Source organism: Micromonospora sp. NPDC050495 (assembly GCF_040655175.1).
Classification (GTDB): Bacteria; Actinomycetota; Actinomycetes; order Mycobacteriales; family Micromonosporaceae; genus Micromonospora.
Map to the genome: position 1 here is coordinate 96,034 of NZ_JBFAJK010000001.1, position 15,820 is coordinate 111,853.

General features: G+C 72.0%; 17 protein-coding genes, 1 tRNA gene and 1 riboswitch. Of the genes, 8 read left to right on the forward strand and 10 right to left on the reverse strand.

Going from position 1 to position 15,820, the window contains the following annotated elements:
• Positions 1–182: 182 nt before the first annotated feature.
• Positions 183–320, forward strand: a riboswitch (cyclic di-AMP (ydaO/yuaA leader).
• Between the two features lie 12 nt (positions 321–332).
• Complete coding sequence (locus AB0I11_RS00445; RefSeq protein ID WP_357308310.1) at positions 333–1,367, forward strand: C40 family peptidase; 1,035 nt, start codon at positions 333–335, stop codon at positions 1,365–1,367.
• A 69-nt stretch (positions 1,368–1,436) separates the two neighbouring features.
• On the opposite strand, the gene dcd is transcribed toward AB0I11_RS00445, so the two are convergent.
• Positions 1,437–2,015 carry a dCTP deaminase gene (dcd, locus tag AB0I11_RS00450; protein WP_123242721.1) on the reverse strand — a complete coding sequence of 193 codons (579 nt, stop codon included), beginning with the start codon at positions 2,013–2,015 and terminating at the stop codon, positions 1,437–1,439.
• Positions 2,016–2,093: 78 nt separating this feature from the next.
• On the opposite strand from dcd, the gene AB0I11_RS00455 reads away from it, so the two are divergent.
• Positions 2,094–2,639 (forward strand): pyridoxamine 5'-phosphate oxidase family protein, encoded by a 546-nt coding sequence (locus AB0I11_RS00455; RefSeq protein WP_357308315.1) that lies wholly within the window; start codon positions 2,094–2,096, stop codon positions 2,637–2,639.
• A gap of 67 nt (positions 2,640–2,706) precedes the next feature.
• Here AB0I11_RS00455 and AB0I11_RS00460 read toward each other — a convergent pair whose 3' ends face one another.
• Entirely contained in the window at positions 2,707–3,690 is a 984-nt protein-coding gene (locus AB0I11_RS00460) for a zinc metalloprotease (RefSeq protein ID WP_357308319.1), read from the reverse strand.
• A gap of 247 nt (positions 3,691–3,937) precedes the next feature.
• Between AB0I11_RS00460 and AB0I11_RS00465 the strand changes: the two genes are divergently transcribed.
• The 3 genes from AB0I11_RS00465 to AB0I11_RS00475 all read left to right on the forward strand — a co-directional run bounded on the left by AB0I11_RS00465 (position 3,938) and on the right by AB0I11_RS00475 (position 4,842).
• A tRNA-Gly gene (locus tag AB0I11_RS00465) sits at positions 3,938–4,011 on the forward strand.
• Between the two features lie 48 nt (positions 4,012–4,059).
• Positions 4,060–4,368 carry a hypothetical protein gene (locus AB0I11_RS00470; RefSeq protein WP_357308322.1) on the forward strand — a complete coding sequence of 103 codons (309 nt, stop codon included), beginning with the start codon at positions 4,060–4,062 and terminating at the stop codon, positions 4,366–4,368.
• 33 nt (positions 4,369–4,401) lie between these two features.
• The gene (locus AB0I11_RS00475) at positions 4,402–4,842 is read left to right on the forward strand and encodes a hypothetical protein (RefSeq protein WP_357308325.1); all 441 of its coding nucleotides are present in this window, start codon (positions 4,402–4,404) and stop codon (positions 4,840–4,842) included.
• A gap of 102 nt (positions 4,843–4,944) precedes the next feature.
• Here AB0I11_RS00475 and AB0I11_RS00480 read toward each other — a convergent pair whose 3' ends face one another.
• The gene (locus tag AB0I11_RS00480; RefSeq protein WP_357308328.1) at positions 4,945–5,547 is read right to left on the reverse strand and encodes a hypothetical protein; all 603 of its coding nucleotides are present in this window, start codon (positions 5,545–5,547) and stop codon (positions 4,945–4,947) included.
• A gap of 100 nt (positions 5,548–5,647) precedes the next feature.
• A complete protein-coding gene (locus tag AB0I11_RS00485) occupies positions 5,648–6,547 on the reverse strand; it encodes a helix-turn-helix transcriptional regulator (RefSeq protein WP_357308331.1) in 900 nt (299 codons plus the stop codon).
• A 183-nt stretch (positions 6,548–6,730) separates the two neighbouring features.
• Here AB0I11_RS00485 and AB0I11_RS00490 point away from each other — a divergent pair, with 183 nt between their 5' ends.
• Positions 6,731–7,510: an SDR family NAD(P)-dependent oxidoreductase gene (locus AB0I11_RS00490; protein ID WP_357308334.1), complete on the forward strand. Its 780-nt coding sequence runs from the start codon at positions 6,731–6,733 to the stop codon at positions 7,508–7,510.
• Between the two features lie 56 nt (positions 7,511–7,566).
• Here the strand turns inward: AB0I11_RS00490 and AB0I11_RS00495 are convergent, their stop codons facing one another.
• The 3 genes from AB0I11_RS00495 to AB0I11_RS00505 form a co-directional block, all read right to left on the reverse strand.
• Positions 7,567–8,412, reverse strand: a complete 846-nt coding sequence (locus tag AB0I11_RS00495; protein ID WP_357308337.1) for an aminopeptidase — start codon at positions 8,410–8,412, stop codon at positions 7,567–7,569.
• Positions 8,413–8,561: 149 nt separating this feature from the next.
• Positions 8,562–9,059, reverse strand: coding sequence for an N-acetyltransferase (locus AB0I11_RS00500; protein ID WP_357308340.1), 498 nt, complete (start codon positions 9,057–9,059; stop codon positions 8,562–8,564).
• A gap of 27 nt (positions 9,060–9,086) precedes the next feature.
• On the reverse strand, positions 9,087–9,350 hold the full coding sequence (locus tag AB0I11_RS00505) for a hypothetical protein (RefSeq protein WP_357308343.1): 264 nt from the start codon (positions 9,348–9,350) through the stop codon (positions 9,087–9,089).
• 240 nt (positions 9,351–9,590) lie between these two features.
• Here AB0I11_RS00505 and AB0I11_RS00510 point away from each other — a divergent pair, with 240 nt between their 5' ends.
• Both AB0I11_RS00510 and AB0I11_RS00515 read left to right on the forward strand, forming a co-directional pair.
• Positions 9,591–9,986, forward strand: coding sequence for a VOC family protein (locus tag AB0I11_RS00510; RefSeq protein WP_357308346.1), 396 nt, complete (start codon positions 9,591–9,593; stop codon positions 9,984–9,986).
• A gap of 122 nt (positions 9,987–10,108) precedes the next feature.
• Positions 10,109–13,249, forward strand: coding sequence for a BTAD domain-containing putative transcriptional regulator (locus AB0I11_RS00515; RefSeq protein WP_357308349.1), 3,141 nt, complete (start codon positions 10,109–10,111; stop codon positions 13,247–13,249).
• A 53-nt stretch (positions 13,250–13,302) separates the two neighbouring features.
• Here AB0I11_RS00515 and AB0I11_RS00520 read toward each other — a convergent pair whose 3' ends face one another.
• The 3 genes from AB0I11_RS00520 to AB0I11_RS00530 form a co-directional block, all read right to left on the reverse strand.
• The gene (locus tag AB0I11_RS00520) at positions 13,303–14,025 is read right to left on the reverse strand and encodes an ABC transporter permease (RefSeq protein WP_357309987.1); all 723 of its coding nucleotides are present in this window, start codon (positions 14,023–14,025) and stop codon (positions 13,303–13,305) included.
• Between the two features lie 23 nt (positions 14,026–14,048).
• Positions 14,049–14,987, reverse strand: a complete 939-nt coding sequence (locus tag AB0I11_RS00525) for an ATP-binding cassette domain-containing protein (RefSeq protein ID WP_357308352.1) — start codon at positions 14,985–14,987, stop codon at positions 14,049–14,051.
• Positions 14,988–15,254: 267 nt separating this feature from the next.
• Entirely contained in the window at positions 15,255–15,740 is a 486-nt protein-coding gene (locus AB0I11_RS00530) for a GNAT family N-acetyltransferase (protein WP_357308355.1), read from the reverse strand.
• Positions 15,741–15,820 lie beyond the last annotated feature (80 nt).

A 15,820-nucleotide genomic window follows, 5' to 3' on the forward strand; every position in this document is an offset into this window, starting at 1 on the left:
ACTCCGGACCCGGTCCGTGGTCAATACCTTTCCCTCAGGTAATCCACACTGAAAAAATTCTTCGGGTGACCGGCCAATTACGTACGGAGTGTCACGGCGTCTCGGGTTGCGGATTGATAACGGCGATCTCTACTCTGGTCAATCGTCGGCCGCGAGTCTCATCGCCCAACCCGGACGGTGACGGTCGGACACCGCCGAGTCGCCTCCGGGCGAGCCGGGGAACCAGGTAACCGGGGTGAATCCGCAGCCACGCTGCGGTAGGGCGGCTCCCTTCCCGCCCGAACCCGTCAGCTAACCCGGTAGGCGGTCGGACAGAAGGAGTACGGAGCCCGGTGGCACACCATGCCCCGCGGCCACCGTCGATCCGGTCGGACGACCGGTCGACGGCTGCGCCGCGTTCACGCTGGTCCCGCTGCACCACCGCCCTCGCCGCCCTGGCCGGCACCGCCGTCATCCTGACCGGCGGCGCCACGGCGGCCCATGCCGACCCCTCGGTCGCCGAGATCGAAGCCCAGATCGACCGGGACTGGAACAAGCTCGAACCGATCATCGAACAGGTCAACGCCACCCGCGAGGACCTCGCCGCCAAGCGCGCGCAGGCCGCCGCGCTGGCCAAGCAGATCGCCCCGTTGCAGGCCCAGGTCGACCGTGCCCTCGGGCAGGTCGGTGGGCTGGCCGCCAACGCGTACAAGGGCGACACCATCTCCACCGTGAACGCGCTGCTGGGCAGCCGCTCGCCGGGTGAGGTGGTCGACAGCCTGGAAATGCTCGACCGCTTCGCGCACCGCCAGCAGCAGCAGGTGCAGGCCGTCGCCGACCTGCGCGACCAGTTGGCCGCCAAGAAGCGGCCGCTGGACGAGATGATCACCAAGCTGGCCCGCACCGAGGCCCAGCTTGCCGCGAAGAAGAAGCAGATCGACGCCGAGATCGTCCGGCTGCAGAAGCTGCGGCTGAAGGTCTACGGCAACGGCGGCGGCGGTCCGCTGCGCCCGGCGCCCTGCCCCGCCGGCTACCCGGGTGGCCCCGCCGGGGTGGCGGTCAAGTTCGCCTGCGCCCAGATCGGCAAGATCTACGTCTGGGGTACCGCCGGCCCGGACCACTACGACTGCTCCGGCCTCACCATGGCGGCCTGGGCCAAGGCCGGCGTCTCGCTGCCGCACAACGCCCGCCAGCAGCACGACGTCACCGCCCGGGTGAGCCGCAGCCAGCTGCGCGCCGGCGACCTGGTCTTCTACTACAGCGACCTGCACCACGTCGGGATGTACGTGGGCAACGGCTGGGTGGTGCACGCCTCCCAGTCCGGCAAGCCCATCACCATGAAACGCGTCGACGACGGCCAGATCAACAGCTACGGCCGCCCCGGCTGAGGGGTGCGGCGGGGCCCCTTCCTGACGCCTTCGGCGCGGGTGGGGGCCCGGCCGGCGCCGGCGGTGCGGTCAGCGGGTCGGCCAGACCCGCCAGTTCTGCCAGGATCGGCTCGGGGTCGGCCCGCGCTGCCCCTGGTAGCGCGATCCGTACACCGCCGAGCCGTACGGGTGCTCGGCCGGCGAGGAGAGCCGGAAGATGCAGAGCTGGCCGATCTTCATGCCGGGCCAGAGGGTGATCGGCAGGTTCGCCACGTTGGAGAGCTCCAGCGTGACGTGTCCGGAGAAGCCCGGGTCGATGAAGCCCGCCGTCGAGTGGGTGAGCAGCCCGAGCCGGCCCAGGCTGGACTTCCCCTCCAGTCGGCCGGCGAGCTGGTCGCCGAGCGAGATGACCTCGAGCGTCGAGGCGAGCACGAACTCGCCCGGATGCAGCACGAACGGCTCACCCTCGGGCACCTCCACCATCGACGTCAGGTCGTCCTGCTGGATCGACGGGTCGATGTGCGTGTAGAGGTGGTTGTTGAACACCCGGAAGAGCCGGTCCAGGCGTACGTCGATGCTGGACGGTTGCACCAGCGTGGGCTCGAACGGCTCCAACGCCAGCGTGCCTGCCTTGATCTCGGAGACCAGATCCCGGTCGGAGAGCAGCATCGGAACACCTTAGCGACCCGTACGGGTGACCTGCGTGTCGGACTACATCTTCGTACACCTGTTCGATAGAATGTCCGCATGGCTTCCTGGTCCGAATTCGCCGCCGACGAGCCCCGCCTCGCCGACGAGATCCGCCTTCTCCTGCAGCAGTACGGGCCGGGTTTCGGCTACCTCGCCACCGTCCGCGCCGACGGTGGGCCGCGGGTCCACCCGGTCTCCCCGGTGATCACCGACGACGGGCTCTACTGCTTCGTCATCGACTCGCCCAAGCGCCGCGACCTCGAACGCGACGGTCGCTACGCGCTGCACTCCTTCCCGCCGGAGGAGAGCGACGACGAGGCGTACGTGGCCGGCCGGGCCCGCGTGGTGGACGACCCGGCGACCGTGGCCCGGCTGGCCGCCCTCGGCCGGGCCGCCCCGCAGGTCGACTGGCGGCTCTTCGAGTTCAGCGTCGACGTGGCGATGCTGACCCGGCGCGACCAGGCGAGCCCGCCGAGCGCCGGCCGGCCGCAGGTGCGGGTCTGGCTCGACCCGACGGCCGCGCGCCCGGCCCGCCGTACCGTCGTCGCGGCCGAGGGTCGGCGCGGCCGGCACGGCTTCGACACCCGCCGCTCGGCCGCCTGACCCCCGACACGCCGGTGCCGGCCCCGTCCGAGGACGGAGCCGGCATCGGCGTGTGGTGTGGGAGTGGTCAGGCCGCGCGGTAGGCGTTCCACGCGGTCAGCATCCGGCTCGCCTGGCCAGCGGTGAACTGGTACATGCACGAGTCGTAGGTGTAGTCCATAAAGTTGGTGATCGGGTCCTTGCCGGTGGCGGTGCAGGTGTCCCGGCCGGTCGGGCACTCGAAGGCCGGCGAGGCCTCGACCGGGGTGTCGGAGACGCTGTCACCCGAGCCCGAGCAGCCGCCCTGGAAGGTGTGGTAGAGGTTCAGCCAGTGGCCCACCTCGTGGGTGCCGGTGTCGCCCTGGTTGTAGTTGGTGGCGGTGCCGCCCGGCAGCGACTCGCTCAGCGCGACCACGCCGTCCATGCTGTTCAGCTTCCGCTGCGGGAAGGTGGCCCAGCCGAGCAGGTCGTCGCTCAGCTCGCCCAGGTAGAGGTTGAGCGTGTTCTTGCCGCCCTCGCGCAGCGAGGTCTTCATCTGCCGCTCCGCCGAGGAGCCCTCGACGATCGGGTACCACGCGGCGTTGGTGACGTGGTGCACCTTGGTGAGCTGGAAGCTGAAGGCGGTCGCGGCGCCGCCGGTGCCCCCGCTGTACGCCGTGTTCAGCACGGAGATCTGCTGGGTCACCATCGAGTCCGGGATGTTGCCTCCGGCCCGGGTGCTGTCCCGCTGGATGACGTGCACGACGACCGGGATGGTCACGGTGGCCAGCGGGGTGGCCGCGGCGCCGGTCCGGAAGTTGGCCCGCTCGCGCAGCGCGGCGGCGAGGTCGGCCTCGCGGTCACGGACCTGCTTGGCGGTCAGCTCGTTCGGGTCCAGTTTGGCGTGCCCACCCTTGGCGACGCGGGCGTTCGAGTGCGAGTCGGCCGGCTCGGCGCAGGAGCCGGACGGGGCGGCCGAGAAGGCCGAAGCTGCGGGGACGACGCCGACCGCGGCGGTGCTGAGCAGCAGCGCGAGGGTCGTCGACGCGACGCCGGCGGTACGCCGGGTCAGCAGGTTGGGACGAAGGCCCATGAGCCCACCTCTTTCTGGCGGCATGACAGGGGGTATGTCACGCCGTGTCGGAGAACGTGGAGGAGACGTTACAACCGATCGACGGATTTGAGAATGACCATATGTTGCCGTGGGGCAACTTCTTGCTGCGCCGCACCTGGCCGGGCGTTGCGGGACGATGTCGGGACGGTTGCCGGACCGGCGTGCCGCCGCCACCGGGGTACCTGGGTGCACGGGGGAGGTGACCTCAGGTACAGTGGTGCCGCCTGCGGGTGTAGTTCAATGGCAGAACATCAGCTTCCCAAGCTGACAGTGCGGGTTCGATTCCCGTCACCCGCTCCACGCGAAAGGCCCTGGTCAGGACGTCGGTCCTGGCCAGGGCCTTCGACGTTGCTGGGGCCGGCAGCGCCCGGCGCTCACCGCCTGGGCGACGGCCCGATCCGCCGCGCCGGAGACTGGATCGACTTTGGCCACGACGATGCGGGCGATCCCAAATGGTCGGATCAAGCTACGGCCTTCTACGTCGCGATTGCGCCGTTCGTTCGCTCGGGAGTCGTCCATATCGAGGGCGAAGACGGTGCCCGCTGGTCCTATTCCTATGCTGAGGGGCAGGTCGCTCAACAGGGTTGGAACGGTTGGGATGGATCCATCGAGCCGTTTGGCGAGTATGTGGAGCACCTGTTGCCCGACCAACTGTAGGCGTCAGCGGCGGCCCCTTCGGGGTCGAGAGTCATGAGCTGGTTGCGACGATCCCGCAGTGCCTACGCGGTCGACGGTGTCGAGCCGTGGCGCAGCAGCGGCGGCTGGGACATCTTCGACGGCGACGCTCTGGCCTGGCTGCCCACGGTTGCCGAGGCCGCCGCGCGCCTGCCACAGGACCCCGCACTGAAGGACCTGCCCGACTACCTGGCGGTCGGCACGAAGAACGGCCGGGAGTGGACCCTCAGCTTCGAGGACGGCATGCTCATCGCCTTCGACCTCTCACATCCCGGCACTGACGTCTTCGAGCGGATGCTGTCGGCCGCGTCGTTTACCGGGTCGGTCGAACGCGTCGACCGCGAGGTTTTCCTGTTCACCACGACCGAGGTGCTCACTGCCGACGTTGTGCTGGCGCACTGCGTCGACGTCTGCGGTGAGGTCTTCCGCAGGCTCGGCGCTCCACCGCCGGCTTAGGGCGTGAATCACCGTATTGCTGGCGCCGATCTTCTGGTCCGTACGCACCGCGTCGGGCGATGGCACGGTGACCCACAGGACCCGGTTACGTCGAGGCCGGGTTTAGGAGATTGCACTCGGGCCGGTCGTGCCCGTCACCCGCCACCCGGTACCGGGTCCGTTCTGCACCACGTAGGTCAGCCAGGTGGCGCCGAGGCAGGCGACAAAGCCGCTGAGCGGGACCTGCGCCTTCTGGCCGTCGCCGGTCACCGTGCCCAGCGTGATCAGGATGCCGCCGTCCTTGACCTGTGAGCAGCCGTCCTTCGTCTCGGTCACTGCGTTCCTGTCGTCGATGAAAGTCACCTGTGCCACCGCCGCCAGGGAGGCCGTTACCTGCTGCTGGATGCTCGGGGCGATGAGAGTGCCCCGCTCGTGCTTCCCGCGAGGATCTCCCGCGTCCGGATGGGCCTGATCGAGCACGTAGACGGTCTTGAAGGTCTGCGCGGGGAAGGAGTTCTCCGCAGGCGTGCCGAGATACCTGCGCAACACCTCTGCGTAGACCTCGGCCTCCTTGGCACCGGCCGGCCGGTCGCCAACCGGAGCCACGCTGACCGGCGAGCTGGTCACCGCCGTACCGGCGGACGTGTCGCGGGCGCAGCCCGCAGCGCTGCCCGCGATACCGGTGAGCATTCCGGCGACAACCACGACGACCACCTTGCGATGCATCCAGCGCCCTCCCGACCGTGAAACCGTCGGCTCTCTGACGGGGATCGTCACGTCGCGGTTCCCGCTGTGCCGCCAACCGCACTGATCTTTCGCGCTGCCGTTACGGGGAGCGGTCCGCGTCCAGTCCGCGAGAGGCCCACGGACGGTGCGGGCGGCGGTGGGGCGCTTCGCCGGCCGGTGCGGAGGCCGCGTAGGAGGCGAGCAGGGCGAGCTTGTCGGCGCTGTCCGTGCCCGGGTCGGGGTGGAAGACGGCAAGGGCGAGGGTCTGCGCGGTGTCGCCGACGATGAGCTTCGTGCGGTTGAGGGTGAGCGGCCCGACGAGGGGATGATCGATGGCAACCGGCCAGTTCTGCTGGGCCTGGACGTCGTGCCGTGCCCACAGGGTCCGGAACCGTTCGCTGGCCCGGGAGAGCTCCCCGACGAGTTCGACGAACCTGGGGTCGTTGGTGTCGGTCCCGACGGAGCGGCGGAAGCCGGCGACGAGCCGGGCGGTCGTGTCGTCCCAGTCCGGGTAGAGAGCCTGCTCGGCCGGATCGAGGAAGACCGCGCGAAGACGGTTCTCCCCTGGGGCGAGCCGGGGCGAGAGCGCGGTGGCGAGCGGGTTGGCGTCCAGGACGTCGAGGTAGCGGCCCTCGACGAAAGCGGGCAGGTGCAGGGATACCAGGAGCTTCCGGATGCCTTCCGGAACGGTTTCGCGCGGCTGCCGGCGGGCCCGCGCCGGGGACTGTTCGGTGAGGGAGAGCAGGTACGCGGTTCCGGTCGGGTCGAGCCCGAAGACGCGAGCGAGGGCTTCCAGCACCTGCGGCGAGGGATGCCGGTCGCGGCCCTGCTCGAGCCGGAGGTAGTAGTCGGGGCTGATCCCCGCGAGGAGGGCCACTTCCGCCCGGCGCAGGCCCGGCACCCGGCGGTTACCCGTGTCGGGCAGGCCGACCTGATCGGGACGTACCCGGGCGCGGTGGGCGCGCAGGTAGTCGCCGAGCAGGTTCCTGCCGGAGGCCATGTCCTGAGCGTAGATCGCCGGAGCGGGGCTGGTCGTAGCCCTGCGGGGACCACTATGTCGGGGGCATACCCACGGTGACAGCGGTGGGACCACCATTGGTGACAGGCATGCGCTACCGGCTTCCCCACCAGGGGTGCGGGCGCTCTCCACGCCGCGGTGCGGCGGTGAAGGAAGGGAACAACTGTGACTGGGCTGGCAGTGGTGACTGGTGCGTCCTCCGGGATCGGCCGCGAGTACGCGCGCCGGCTGGCGGCGCAGGGTGTGTCACTGATCGCGGTCGGACGCCGGCGGGAGCGACTCGACGAACTGGCGGCCGAGTTCCCCGACGTCACCGTGCAGGCGGTGGTCGCGGACCTGGCGACGCCGGACGGCATCGAGCAGGTGATCGCCGCGGTCGCCGACCAGCCGGTGACGATGCTGGTCAACAACGCCGGTGTGGCGCACTACAAGGCGTTCGTCGAGCTCCCGCCGGAGCAGGCCGCGGAACTGGTCGGGGTGAAGGTGCTCGCGCCGACCCTGCTGACCCGGGCGATCGCCCCCGGCATGGTCGCCCGGGGCACCGGGCGGATCGTCAACGTGTCCGGGATGATCGCGTTCAGCGGCCCGGCGAACCTGGCGCAGGTCCCGCTGCGCCGTGCGGTGTACGCGGCCAGCCTCGCGCACAGCGTCGCCCTGTCGCAGACGCTGCATGCCGAGCTGTCGCCGCACGGGATCCACGTCCAGGCGCTCTGTCCGGGCGTCGTCGCGACCGAGTTCCACGAACGGCAGGGCATGGACCTCAGCGCGGCACCGCGGATGAGCGCGGCCGACGTCGTCACCGCGAGTCTTCGCGGTTTCGAGCTCGGCGAGACCGTCACCGCGCCGGGCGTCGAGCAGAACGACCTCCTGCAGCGGGTGTTCGACGCCGACCTCGCCGCGTTCGGCGGCCAGTCCCCGCAACTGGCAACCCGCTACCGCTCCTGAACGATCGAGCGGCACGGCCCGGCGGACCATCCACGAGGCACCGGGGTGGTGCCGGGCTAGGAAGCGTCAGCCTCGCGGGAGCTGCGCAATGCGCCGACGGCCACCAGTCCCGCGCCGGCGAGCGCGATTGCCCGCTCCACGGCCCACGACACCTGAAGGGAGCCTTCCGGTGACGTGCTGACCGCCACCCCCACCTCCAGGAAGGCCCCACCGGGGGGATGGGCCAGGGACCACCAGCCCGACCACGCCCCGGCGAGGTCCGAGTACGTGCGAGTTGCGTCAAGTGCCAGCAGGAACAACCCCACCGGGAGCAGCCAGCGCCGGTCGGCCCGCCGCCCGGACAGCGCGAGTGCCCCCATGCTCAGGAGGGCAGCGAGCAGCGCCGGCCACACCGTTCCGAGCAGCTCCGGCAGTGGATGACGGCCCAGGTCCCGGGCGGCGCCCAGCCCGAACCAGGCGAAGAGCAGCAGGGTGAGGACTGTCGTTGCCGCCCCCCGCCGTCCGCCCCGCGACGGCAGCGCCAGCACACCGGCCGCGAGACCGAGAACGCCGAGCGCCAGACCCAGCGCGGCCAGCCTTTCCCGGTCGAGCTGCTCCCGCCAGCGCGCCACCATGGACGTCTTCGCCAGCCCTTGGCCGTAGCTCAGCCAGCCTGCGGCATCAACCTGTTCCTGGTACCAGAACAGCCGAAGCGCCGCCACCACGGCAAACAGCCCGACACCGGCGGCGACGGTCCACCTCACCCGGCGCGCGGCTCGGCTCACCAGCACGTAGCCGAGCAGCGCGGCCAGCATGACCAGGCCGAACTGCAGCGAAGCGGCGGTCATGGCGAGCAGCGCCGCCGCAGCCGAGAGCAGACCGGCCACGCCGGACGCGACGAGCAGACCGGACGAAAGACGCATGGCGAGGATCCTGACACTGATCCGGCCCTTCGGGTGGCCCGCCGTCGGCCAGGCTCACGTGGTCAGGCGCGCGGCTCGGCGAGAACCTGGCGGAACATGGCGAGGTAGCGGTGCTGAGCCAGGGACAGTTCGCCAAGCGCATCCTCCGGTCACGAGGCGCGCGGCAGCGTGAGCCACTCCTGCCAGCTGATGTCGCGGCCCAGGTAACGGGGCTGCTGGAAGGGCCAGTCGGCGGTGATCCACCGCGGCACGAACGCGTCGAGGGCGCGCTCCACCTCGCTGCCCGCCAGGTCGTCCACCACCCACCAGGAGATCTCTCCGTCGGCGCCGGTGCGCTCGGGCGGGTCGACGTAGACGCAGCCGAGGATGGCTGTCTCCGCCTCGTCCAGCAGCGCGTAGTTGAACGACTGGTGTGCGGCTATCTCCTGCTCGTGCCGCAGCAGGTCGACGCGGTCCTGCTCATAGGTCATCGTCTCCTCGGGCCAACCCCAGGCTGGGCCGAAGATCTCCCACAGCCGCGCTCGGGAGCCCATCACGGCGGGGTAGTCGATCGCCGTGTCCGCCTCCCGGATCGGCCGCAGGTGCAGCGCGGTGTCGGGCACGGGCACGTGGATGGGGTGGACGAAGTCATCAGGCAGCCAGCTCATCGGGCCGAGGCTACCGGTGGCGGGCGACTAGCTCGGCCAGCCGATCCCGTCGAGGAACTCTTCCACGGCGACCACGACCCGGCCCAGCACGGCGATCGACTCGGTCAGCGGGCCGGGCACGTACATGCCGTGGTCGGCGCCCGCCACCTCCAGCACGTGGGGCGACAGCCGCCGGGCGAGGTCACCGTCCCAGACCTCGTCGGCGGTGCCGCCCACGAGGAGGAACGGCGCGGTCGCCCGACCCGGCGCGTCGGCCACCCGGGGCAGGGTCAGCAGGGGCGTGAGCCACACGGCGGGCAGGGAATCTGTCGGCGGCCATCGCCGCCGCGTTCGTGCCGAGCGGCTTGCCGATCAGCAGGGGGCGCGCCGGGAATGACGACAGCGTCAGCCACGCGGGCGATCCTATCGAGACGTCGACGAGGACAGATCGCGCGCGACCGCGGCGGCCGGGTCGCCGGCGGACGCGAGCCGACGGGACCGACCGGCGTCGCGTCGTACGCCGGCTCGACGGGGTGCGGATAGGGTCCTGCCATGACGACCGTCCCCACCCAGGTCCAGATCAACATGTTCTGCCGCGACGTGGACGCCTGTCTCACCTTCTACACCCGCCTCGGGCTGGTCGAAGCGTTCCGGGCACCGCGTACCGGCCCCGTCGAACACGTCGAGGTCGAGGCTGCCGGGGTGCGGATCGGGCTGACCTCGGCGCGGGTCGCCAACGCTCTCGTGGGTCTCGGGGTGGAGCCGGGCGGCAGCCCGTCGACCGAACTCGTGCTCTGGTGCGAGGACACCGACGCGTACTACGACCGGGCCATGGCGGCGGGTGCCACGAGCGTCGTACCCCCGATGGACTCGCCGGACGGACGGCTGCACTACGCGTGGGTCCGCGACCCCGACGGCCACCAGGTCAAGTTCGTGCAGAAGCGCTGACCGCCCGTAGGGCGCCGGCACCCGCCGGCGGCGAACGCGGCGGCGGGTCGGCCGGCCCCCGCCGCGTACTCCGGCCTGGCCGGCGGGGCGCGGCCGCGCCCCCGCGTGGCAGGATCTGCCGGGTGCGGATCAGGATGCTCGGACCTTTCGAGGTCCGCTCGGACGGCGACGTCCTGGTCGACGTACCGGGGGCCCGGCTGCGCGGTCTGTTGATCGCCCTCGCGCTCGATCCCGGCCGGGTGGTCCCGAAGGCGACGCTCGTCGACTGGATCTGGGGCGAGCACCCGCCGGCCGACGCGACCAACGCCCTGCAACGGCTGGTTTCCCGGCTGCGGAAGGCGCTGCCGGCAGGATCGGTGGAGGGGCAGGCGGACGGCTACCGGTTGGCGGTGGAGCCCGACGCCGTCGACGCCGTGCGGTTCGAACGCCTGATCGGCCGCGCCCGCGCCGACCGGGAGCCGCAACGGGTGCGGCTGCTGCGCGAGGCCGTCGCGTTGTGGCGCGGCACGGCGATGCAGGACGTCGGCCTGCCGGACAGCGCGGCGTTCGACGCGGCGGTCGCCCGGCTCGAAGGGCTGCGCCTGTCGGCCCTGGAGGACCGGTACGACGCGGAGGTCGGCCTCGGTCACGGTGCCGGACTGGTCGCCGAGCTGACCGATCTGGTGGCCGCGCACCCGGTGCGGGAACGGCTGGTCGGGGCGCTGATGCGGGCCCTCGCGGCGGCCGGCCGCGACACCGAGGCGCTGCTGGTGTACCAGCGCGCCCGGGAGGCGCTGGCCGACGCGCTGGGCGTCGACCCCTCCGCGGAGCTGTCGGCCCTGCACGTGGCGCTGCTGCGGGGCGGGTCGGCGCGGGGCCGGGAGGAGGACCGGAAGACGAACCTGCGGGCCGAGCTGACCAGCTTCGTCGGCCGGGATGCCGATCTCGCCGCGGTCCGCGAACTCGTCGCCGAACACCGGCTCACCACCCTGATCGGCCCGGGCGGGTCGGGGAAGACCCGGCTCGCCACGGAGACCGCGCGTACCCTGCTGGACGACCTGCCGGACGGGGTCTGGCTGGTGGAACTGGCGGCGATCGGCGCGGACGGTGACGTGGCGCAGGCGACGCTCGCCGCGCTCGGCCTGCGGGACGCGCTGCTGGGCGACGCGCCGGGGGCGGAGCCGACCGACCGGTTGATCGCCGCGGTCAACGAGCGGGCGATGGTGCTCATCCTCGACAACTGCGAGCACGTGATCGAGTCGGCGGCGGCGTTCGCCCACCGGGTGCTCGGGGAGTGCCGGCGGCTGCGGATCCTGGCGACGAGCCGGGAACCGCTCGGCATCACCGGTGAGGCGCTGTGGCTGGTCGAGCCGCTGGCCCTGCCGGCGGGGGACGCCGGCCCCGGCGAGGTCGAGGTATCTCCCGCGGTCCGGCTGCTGCGGGACCGGGCCGGCGCGGTGCGCAAGGACCTCGCGGTCGACCCGCGGACCCTGCCGACGATGGCCCGCGTCTGCCGGGTGCTGGACGGGATGCCGCTGGCGATCGAACTGGCCGCCGCCCGGCTGCGCACCATGTCCCTCGATCAGCTCGCCCACCGGCTCGACGACCGGTTCCGGCTGCTGACCGGCGGCAGCCGTACCGCGTTGCCCCGGCACCGGACGCTGCGCGCCGTGGTCGACTGGAGCTGGGAGCTGCTGACCGACGCTGAACGGGTGGTCCTGCGCCGGCTCTCGGTGTTCTCCGGCGGGGCCAGCCTGGACGCGGCCGAGCGGGTCTGCGCCGGCGACGGGGTCGAGCCGGAGCAGGTGCTCGAACTGCTCACCGCGCTCGCCGAGAAGTCGCTGCTGGTCGCCGAGCGCGCCAGCGCACCACGCTTCCGGATGCTCGGCACCATCAAGGAGTACGCCGGGCAGCGGCTCGCGGCGGCGGGCGAATCGGACCTGGCCCGCCGGGCGCACCTCGCCTACTTCACCGAACTCGCCGAGACCGCCGAGCCGCATCTCCGCCGCGCCGAGCAGCTCGCCTGGCTCGCCACGCTCGGCGCCGAGCACGACAACATCAGTGCCGCGATGCGCGGTGCGCTCGCCGCCGGCGAGGCGCAGGCGGCGATGCGGCTCGGGGCCGGCGCCGGCTGGTACTGGTGGCTCAGCGGGCACAAGGCCGAAGGCATCGAGCTGATCATCGCGGCCACCGAGACGCCCGGTGCGGTGACCGACGAGGTCCGGGCCATCGTGTACGCGCTCATGGTGCTCTTCGCGAGCGCCGGGCGGGGGGACGAACACCACGCGGCGGAGTGGATCCACCAGGCGTACCGGTACAGCCGGCGCAGCGGGTCCGGCAACCCGCTGCTGGGGCTGGTCGTCCCGCTGGAACGCATGTTGCAGGAGCCGGACGCGTTCCTGCCCGCGTGGGAGCCCCTGCTCGACGACGAGGACCCCTGGGTACGCGCGCTGGCCCGGTTCCACCTCGGCAAGATGCGGATCATGCTGGGCCAGGGCGGCCGGGAGGTCGACGGGTATCTCGAGACGGCACTCGCCGAGTTCCGCGCGCTCGGCGAACGGTACGGGATCTCGATCGCCCTCTCCGAGTTGGCCGAGCGGGTCGCCGTACGCGGCGAGTTCGCCGCCGCCGGCGAACACTACGAGCAGGCGATCGCGGTGGTCACCGAGGTCGGCGCCATCGAGGATGTCATCCGGATGCGGTCGCGGCAGGCTCAGCTGCACTGGCTGCGGGGCGACCGGGACGCCAGCGCGGCCGCGCTGGCCGAGGCGCAGCGGTGCGCGGAGCGGGTCACCTGGCCCGACGCGCTGGCTGAGCTGGCCCTGTCGAAGGCGGAACTGGCCCGCTGGGGCGGCGACGCCGGGGAGGCGTACCGGCAACTCGACGTCGCCGTTCGGCTGCTCGGCGACGATGCCGAGCAGCCGAACGTCCGCGCGTTCACCCACCACCTGCGCGGGCACCTCGCCGACGACCTCGGCGCGGCCCGCGACCACCTGGCGGCGGCCTTCCAGGCGGCCACCGAGGCGGGACACGCCCCGCTGATCGCGCAGGTGATCGTCGGGGTCGCGGACCTGGCCCTGCGCCGCGAGGAGTACGCGCAGGCCGCGCGCCTGCTCGCGGCGAGCGCCGAGGTGCGCGGCCTGCCGGACCGGAGCCAACCGGATGTGGCCCGGATCGAGCAGGCCGCCCGGAGCCGCCTCGGCGCGGCGGGGTTCGCCGAGGCGGTCCGGGACGGCACCCGCACGAAGTGGTCCGACCTGATCGCGGTCACGCTCGCCGGCTGAGCGGACCGCCGGCGCGCACCGGGGCGCGCGCCGGACGGGTCCGCCGAGGCCGGTCAGGCCCGCTTCTCGAAGGTCGACCGGGCCCACAGGTAGCCGACGAGCGCGATGCCGACGCACCAGGCGATGGCGGTGATCGCGTCGCCGGCGGACGGTGCGCCGTTGAGCAGTCCGCGCAGCGTTTCGATGATCGGGGTGAAGGGCTGGTACTCGGCGAACTGCCGCAGGCCCGGCCCCATCTTCTCGGCGGGGACGATCGCGCTGCTGAAGAAGGGCAGCATGATCAGCGGCACGGCGGCCAGGCCCGCCGTCTCCGGGGACTTCGCTGCCAGCCCCAGGGCGACGGTGAGCCAGCCGGCCGCCAGCGCGAGCAGCACCACGATGCCGGCCACGCCCAGCCAGTCGAGGGCACTCGCCGCCGGGTCGAAGCCGAGCAGGAAGGCCACCCCGACGAGCGCCCCGATGGCGATCAGGTTGGTCAGCAGACCGGCGATGACGTGACCGCTCAGCACCGCGCCACGGGGAACGTCCATCACTTTGAACCGGTTGATGACGCCCTTCGTCATGTCGGAGTTCACCGAGGTGGCGGTGGCCCCCAGCCCGTAGCAGACGGCCAGCAGCATCAGCCCCGGCGTGGCGTAGTCGATGTAGTCGACACCGACGTCGAACGCGTCGCCGAACATGTAGACGAACATCAGCATGATCACGATCGGCATGAGGACCGCGTTGAACACCGAGGTCGGGTTCCGCACGGTGTGCGTGACGTTGCGACGCAGCATGACGATCGAATGGGGCTGGGCGCTCACTTCGCCACCTCCGTGGTGCGGCCCGTCAGGGCGAGGAAAACGTCATCGAGGTCGGGGGTGTGGACGGAGAACTCGTCGGCGCTGATCGCGTGCTCGTCGAGCCGGTCGAGGAGGGCCCGTAGCGACTTCGTACCGCCGTCGCCGGGGACCCGCAGGGCCAGCGCGTCGTCGTCGCGGGCGGCCTCGGTGAGGACCCGGGCCGCCGCGTCGAGTTGGGCGGCGTCGGCGAACCGGAGCCGGACGTGGCTGCCGGGGACCTGTCGTTTGAGGTCGTCGGGGGTGCCCTGGGCGACCAGGCGGCCCTGGTCGAGCACCGCCACCCGGTCGGCGAGCTGATCGGCTTCCTCGAGGTACTGGGTGGTAAGGAAGATGGTCACCCCGTCGGCCACCAACTCCCGCACGAGCTGCCACATCGTGCGGCGGCTGCGCGGGTCCAGTCCCGTCGTCGGCTCGTCCAGGAAGATGATCCGGGGCTTGCCGACCAGCGTCATCGCCAGATCCAGCTTCCGGCGCATCCCGCCGGAATAGCTCGACACCGGCTTCTGCGCCGACCCGACCAGGTCGAACCGCTCCAGCAACTCGCCGATCACGCGCCGGCCGGCACCGGCGTCCAGCCGCTTCAGATCCGCCATCAGCCGCAGGTTCTCCTGCCCGGTCAGCAGCTCGTCCACGGCGGCGAACTGGCCGGTCACCCCGATCGCCGCCCGTATCGCCCGGGTCTCGGTCGCCACGTCGTGCCCGGCCACCCGCACCGTCCCGCCGTCCGGCTTGAGCAACGTGGTCAGCACGTTCACCGTGGTCGTCTTGCCGGCCCCGTTCGGGCCGAGCAGGGAGAAGACCGTCCCCTGGTGGACCTCCAGATCGATGCCGTCGAGCACGACCCTGTCCCCGTATGCCTTGCGCAGCCCTGAGACCGCGATCGCTGAACTTGTCATGCGCCCACTGTCGGCGGCCGGCCTGTCACGGCCCTGACACCGCCCTGACACGACCACTGACACGGTGCGCCGCCGCGCGAGCGCGGCCTGTCACCGGGTCAGCGACGGTGGACGGCGGCCCCTAGTCTCGCGCCCATGGGAGCTGTCAAACCGTGGCATCTGGCGATCCTGGCGATCTGCTGCCTGTTGTCGGTCGCCGCGGCGACCGTCGGGGGCGTCTGGGCCGTCCGGTCGCGGAACCGCCGCTGACCGGGGAGGCGGGCCGGCTCAGCCCGTGAGGTCCAGGACGTGCCGCAGGGCGGGCTGGCCGCCGAGCAGGATCTCCTCGACGGGGACGAACCCGGTCCGCCGCAGCACCGCCAGCGACGCCGGGTTGGCCAGCGCCGCGGACGCGACCAGCCGGCGCAGCCCGTACTGGTCGCGGGCCAGCTCACCGAGGCGGCGTACGCCCTGCTGGGCCAGGCCGCGCCCGGCGGCCCGCTCGGCCACCCGGTAGCCCAGTTCGGCGCTGCCGTCGGCCACGTCGACCAGGTTGAACCGGCCCAGCACCGTGCCGTCGTCGTCGACCAGCAGGTGGAAGTGGCCCGCACCGGTGGCCTGCTCGGCCAACAGGGCCGCGTGCCGGGCGTCGAACTCGGCGAAGTAGTCGTCCCCCCGGTCGGGCACGGACCGGGCGAACCAGGCCCGGTTCTCCCGCTCGAAGCGGAGCAGCGCGGGGGCGTGCCGGGCGGCGAGCCGCTGGAGTTCGGGCATCGGAGAACGCTAGCAACAGCCGTCCCGGGGTCGGAACGCAGCGGGGCCCGGCCGCACCGGCCGGGCCCCGCTGCCGTGCG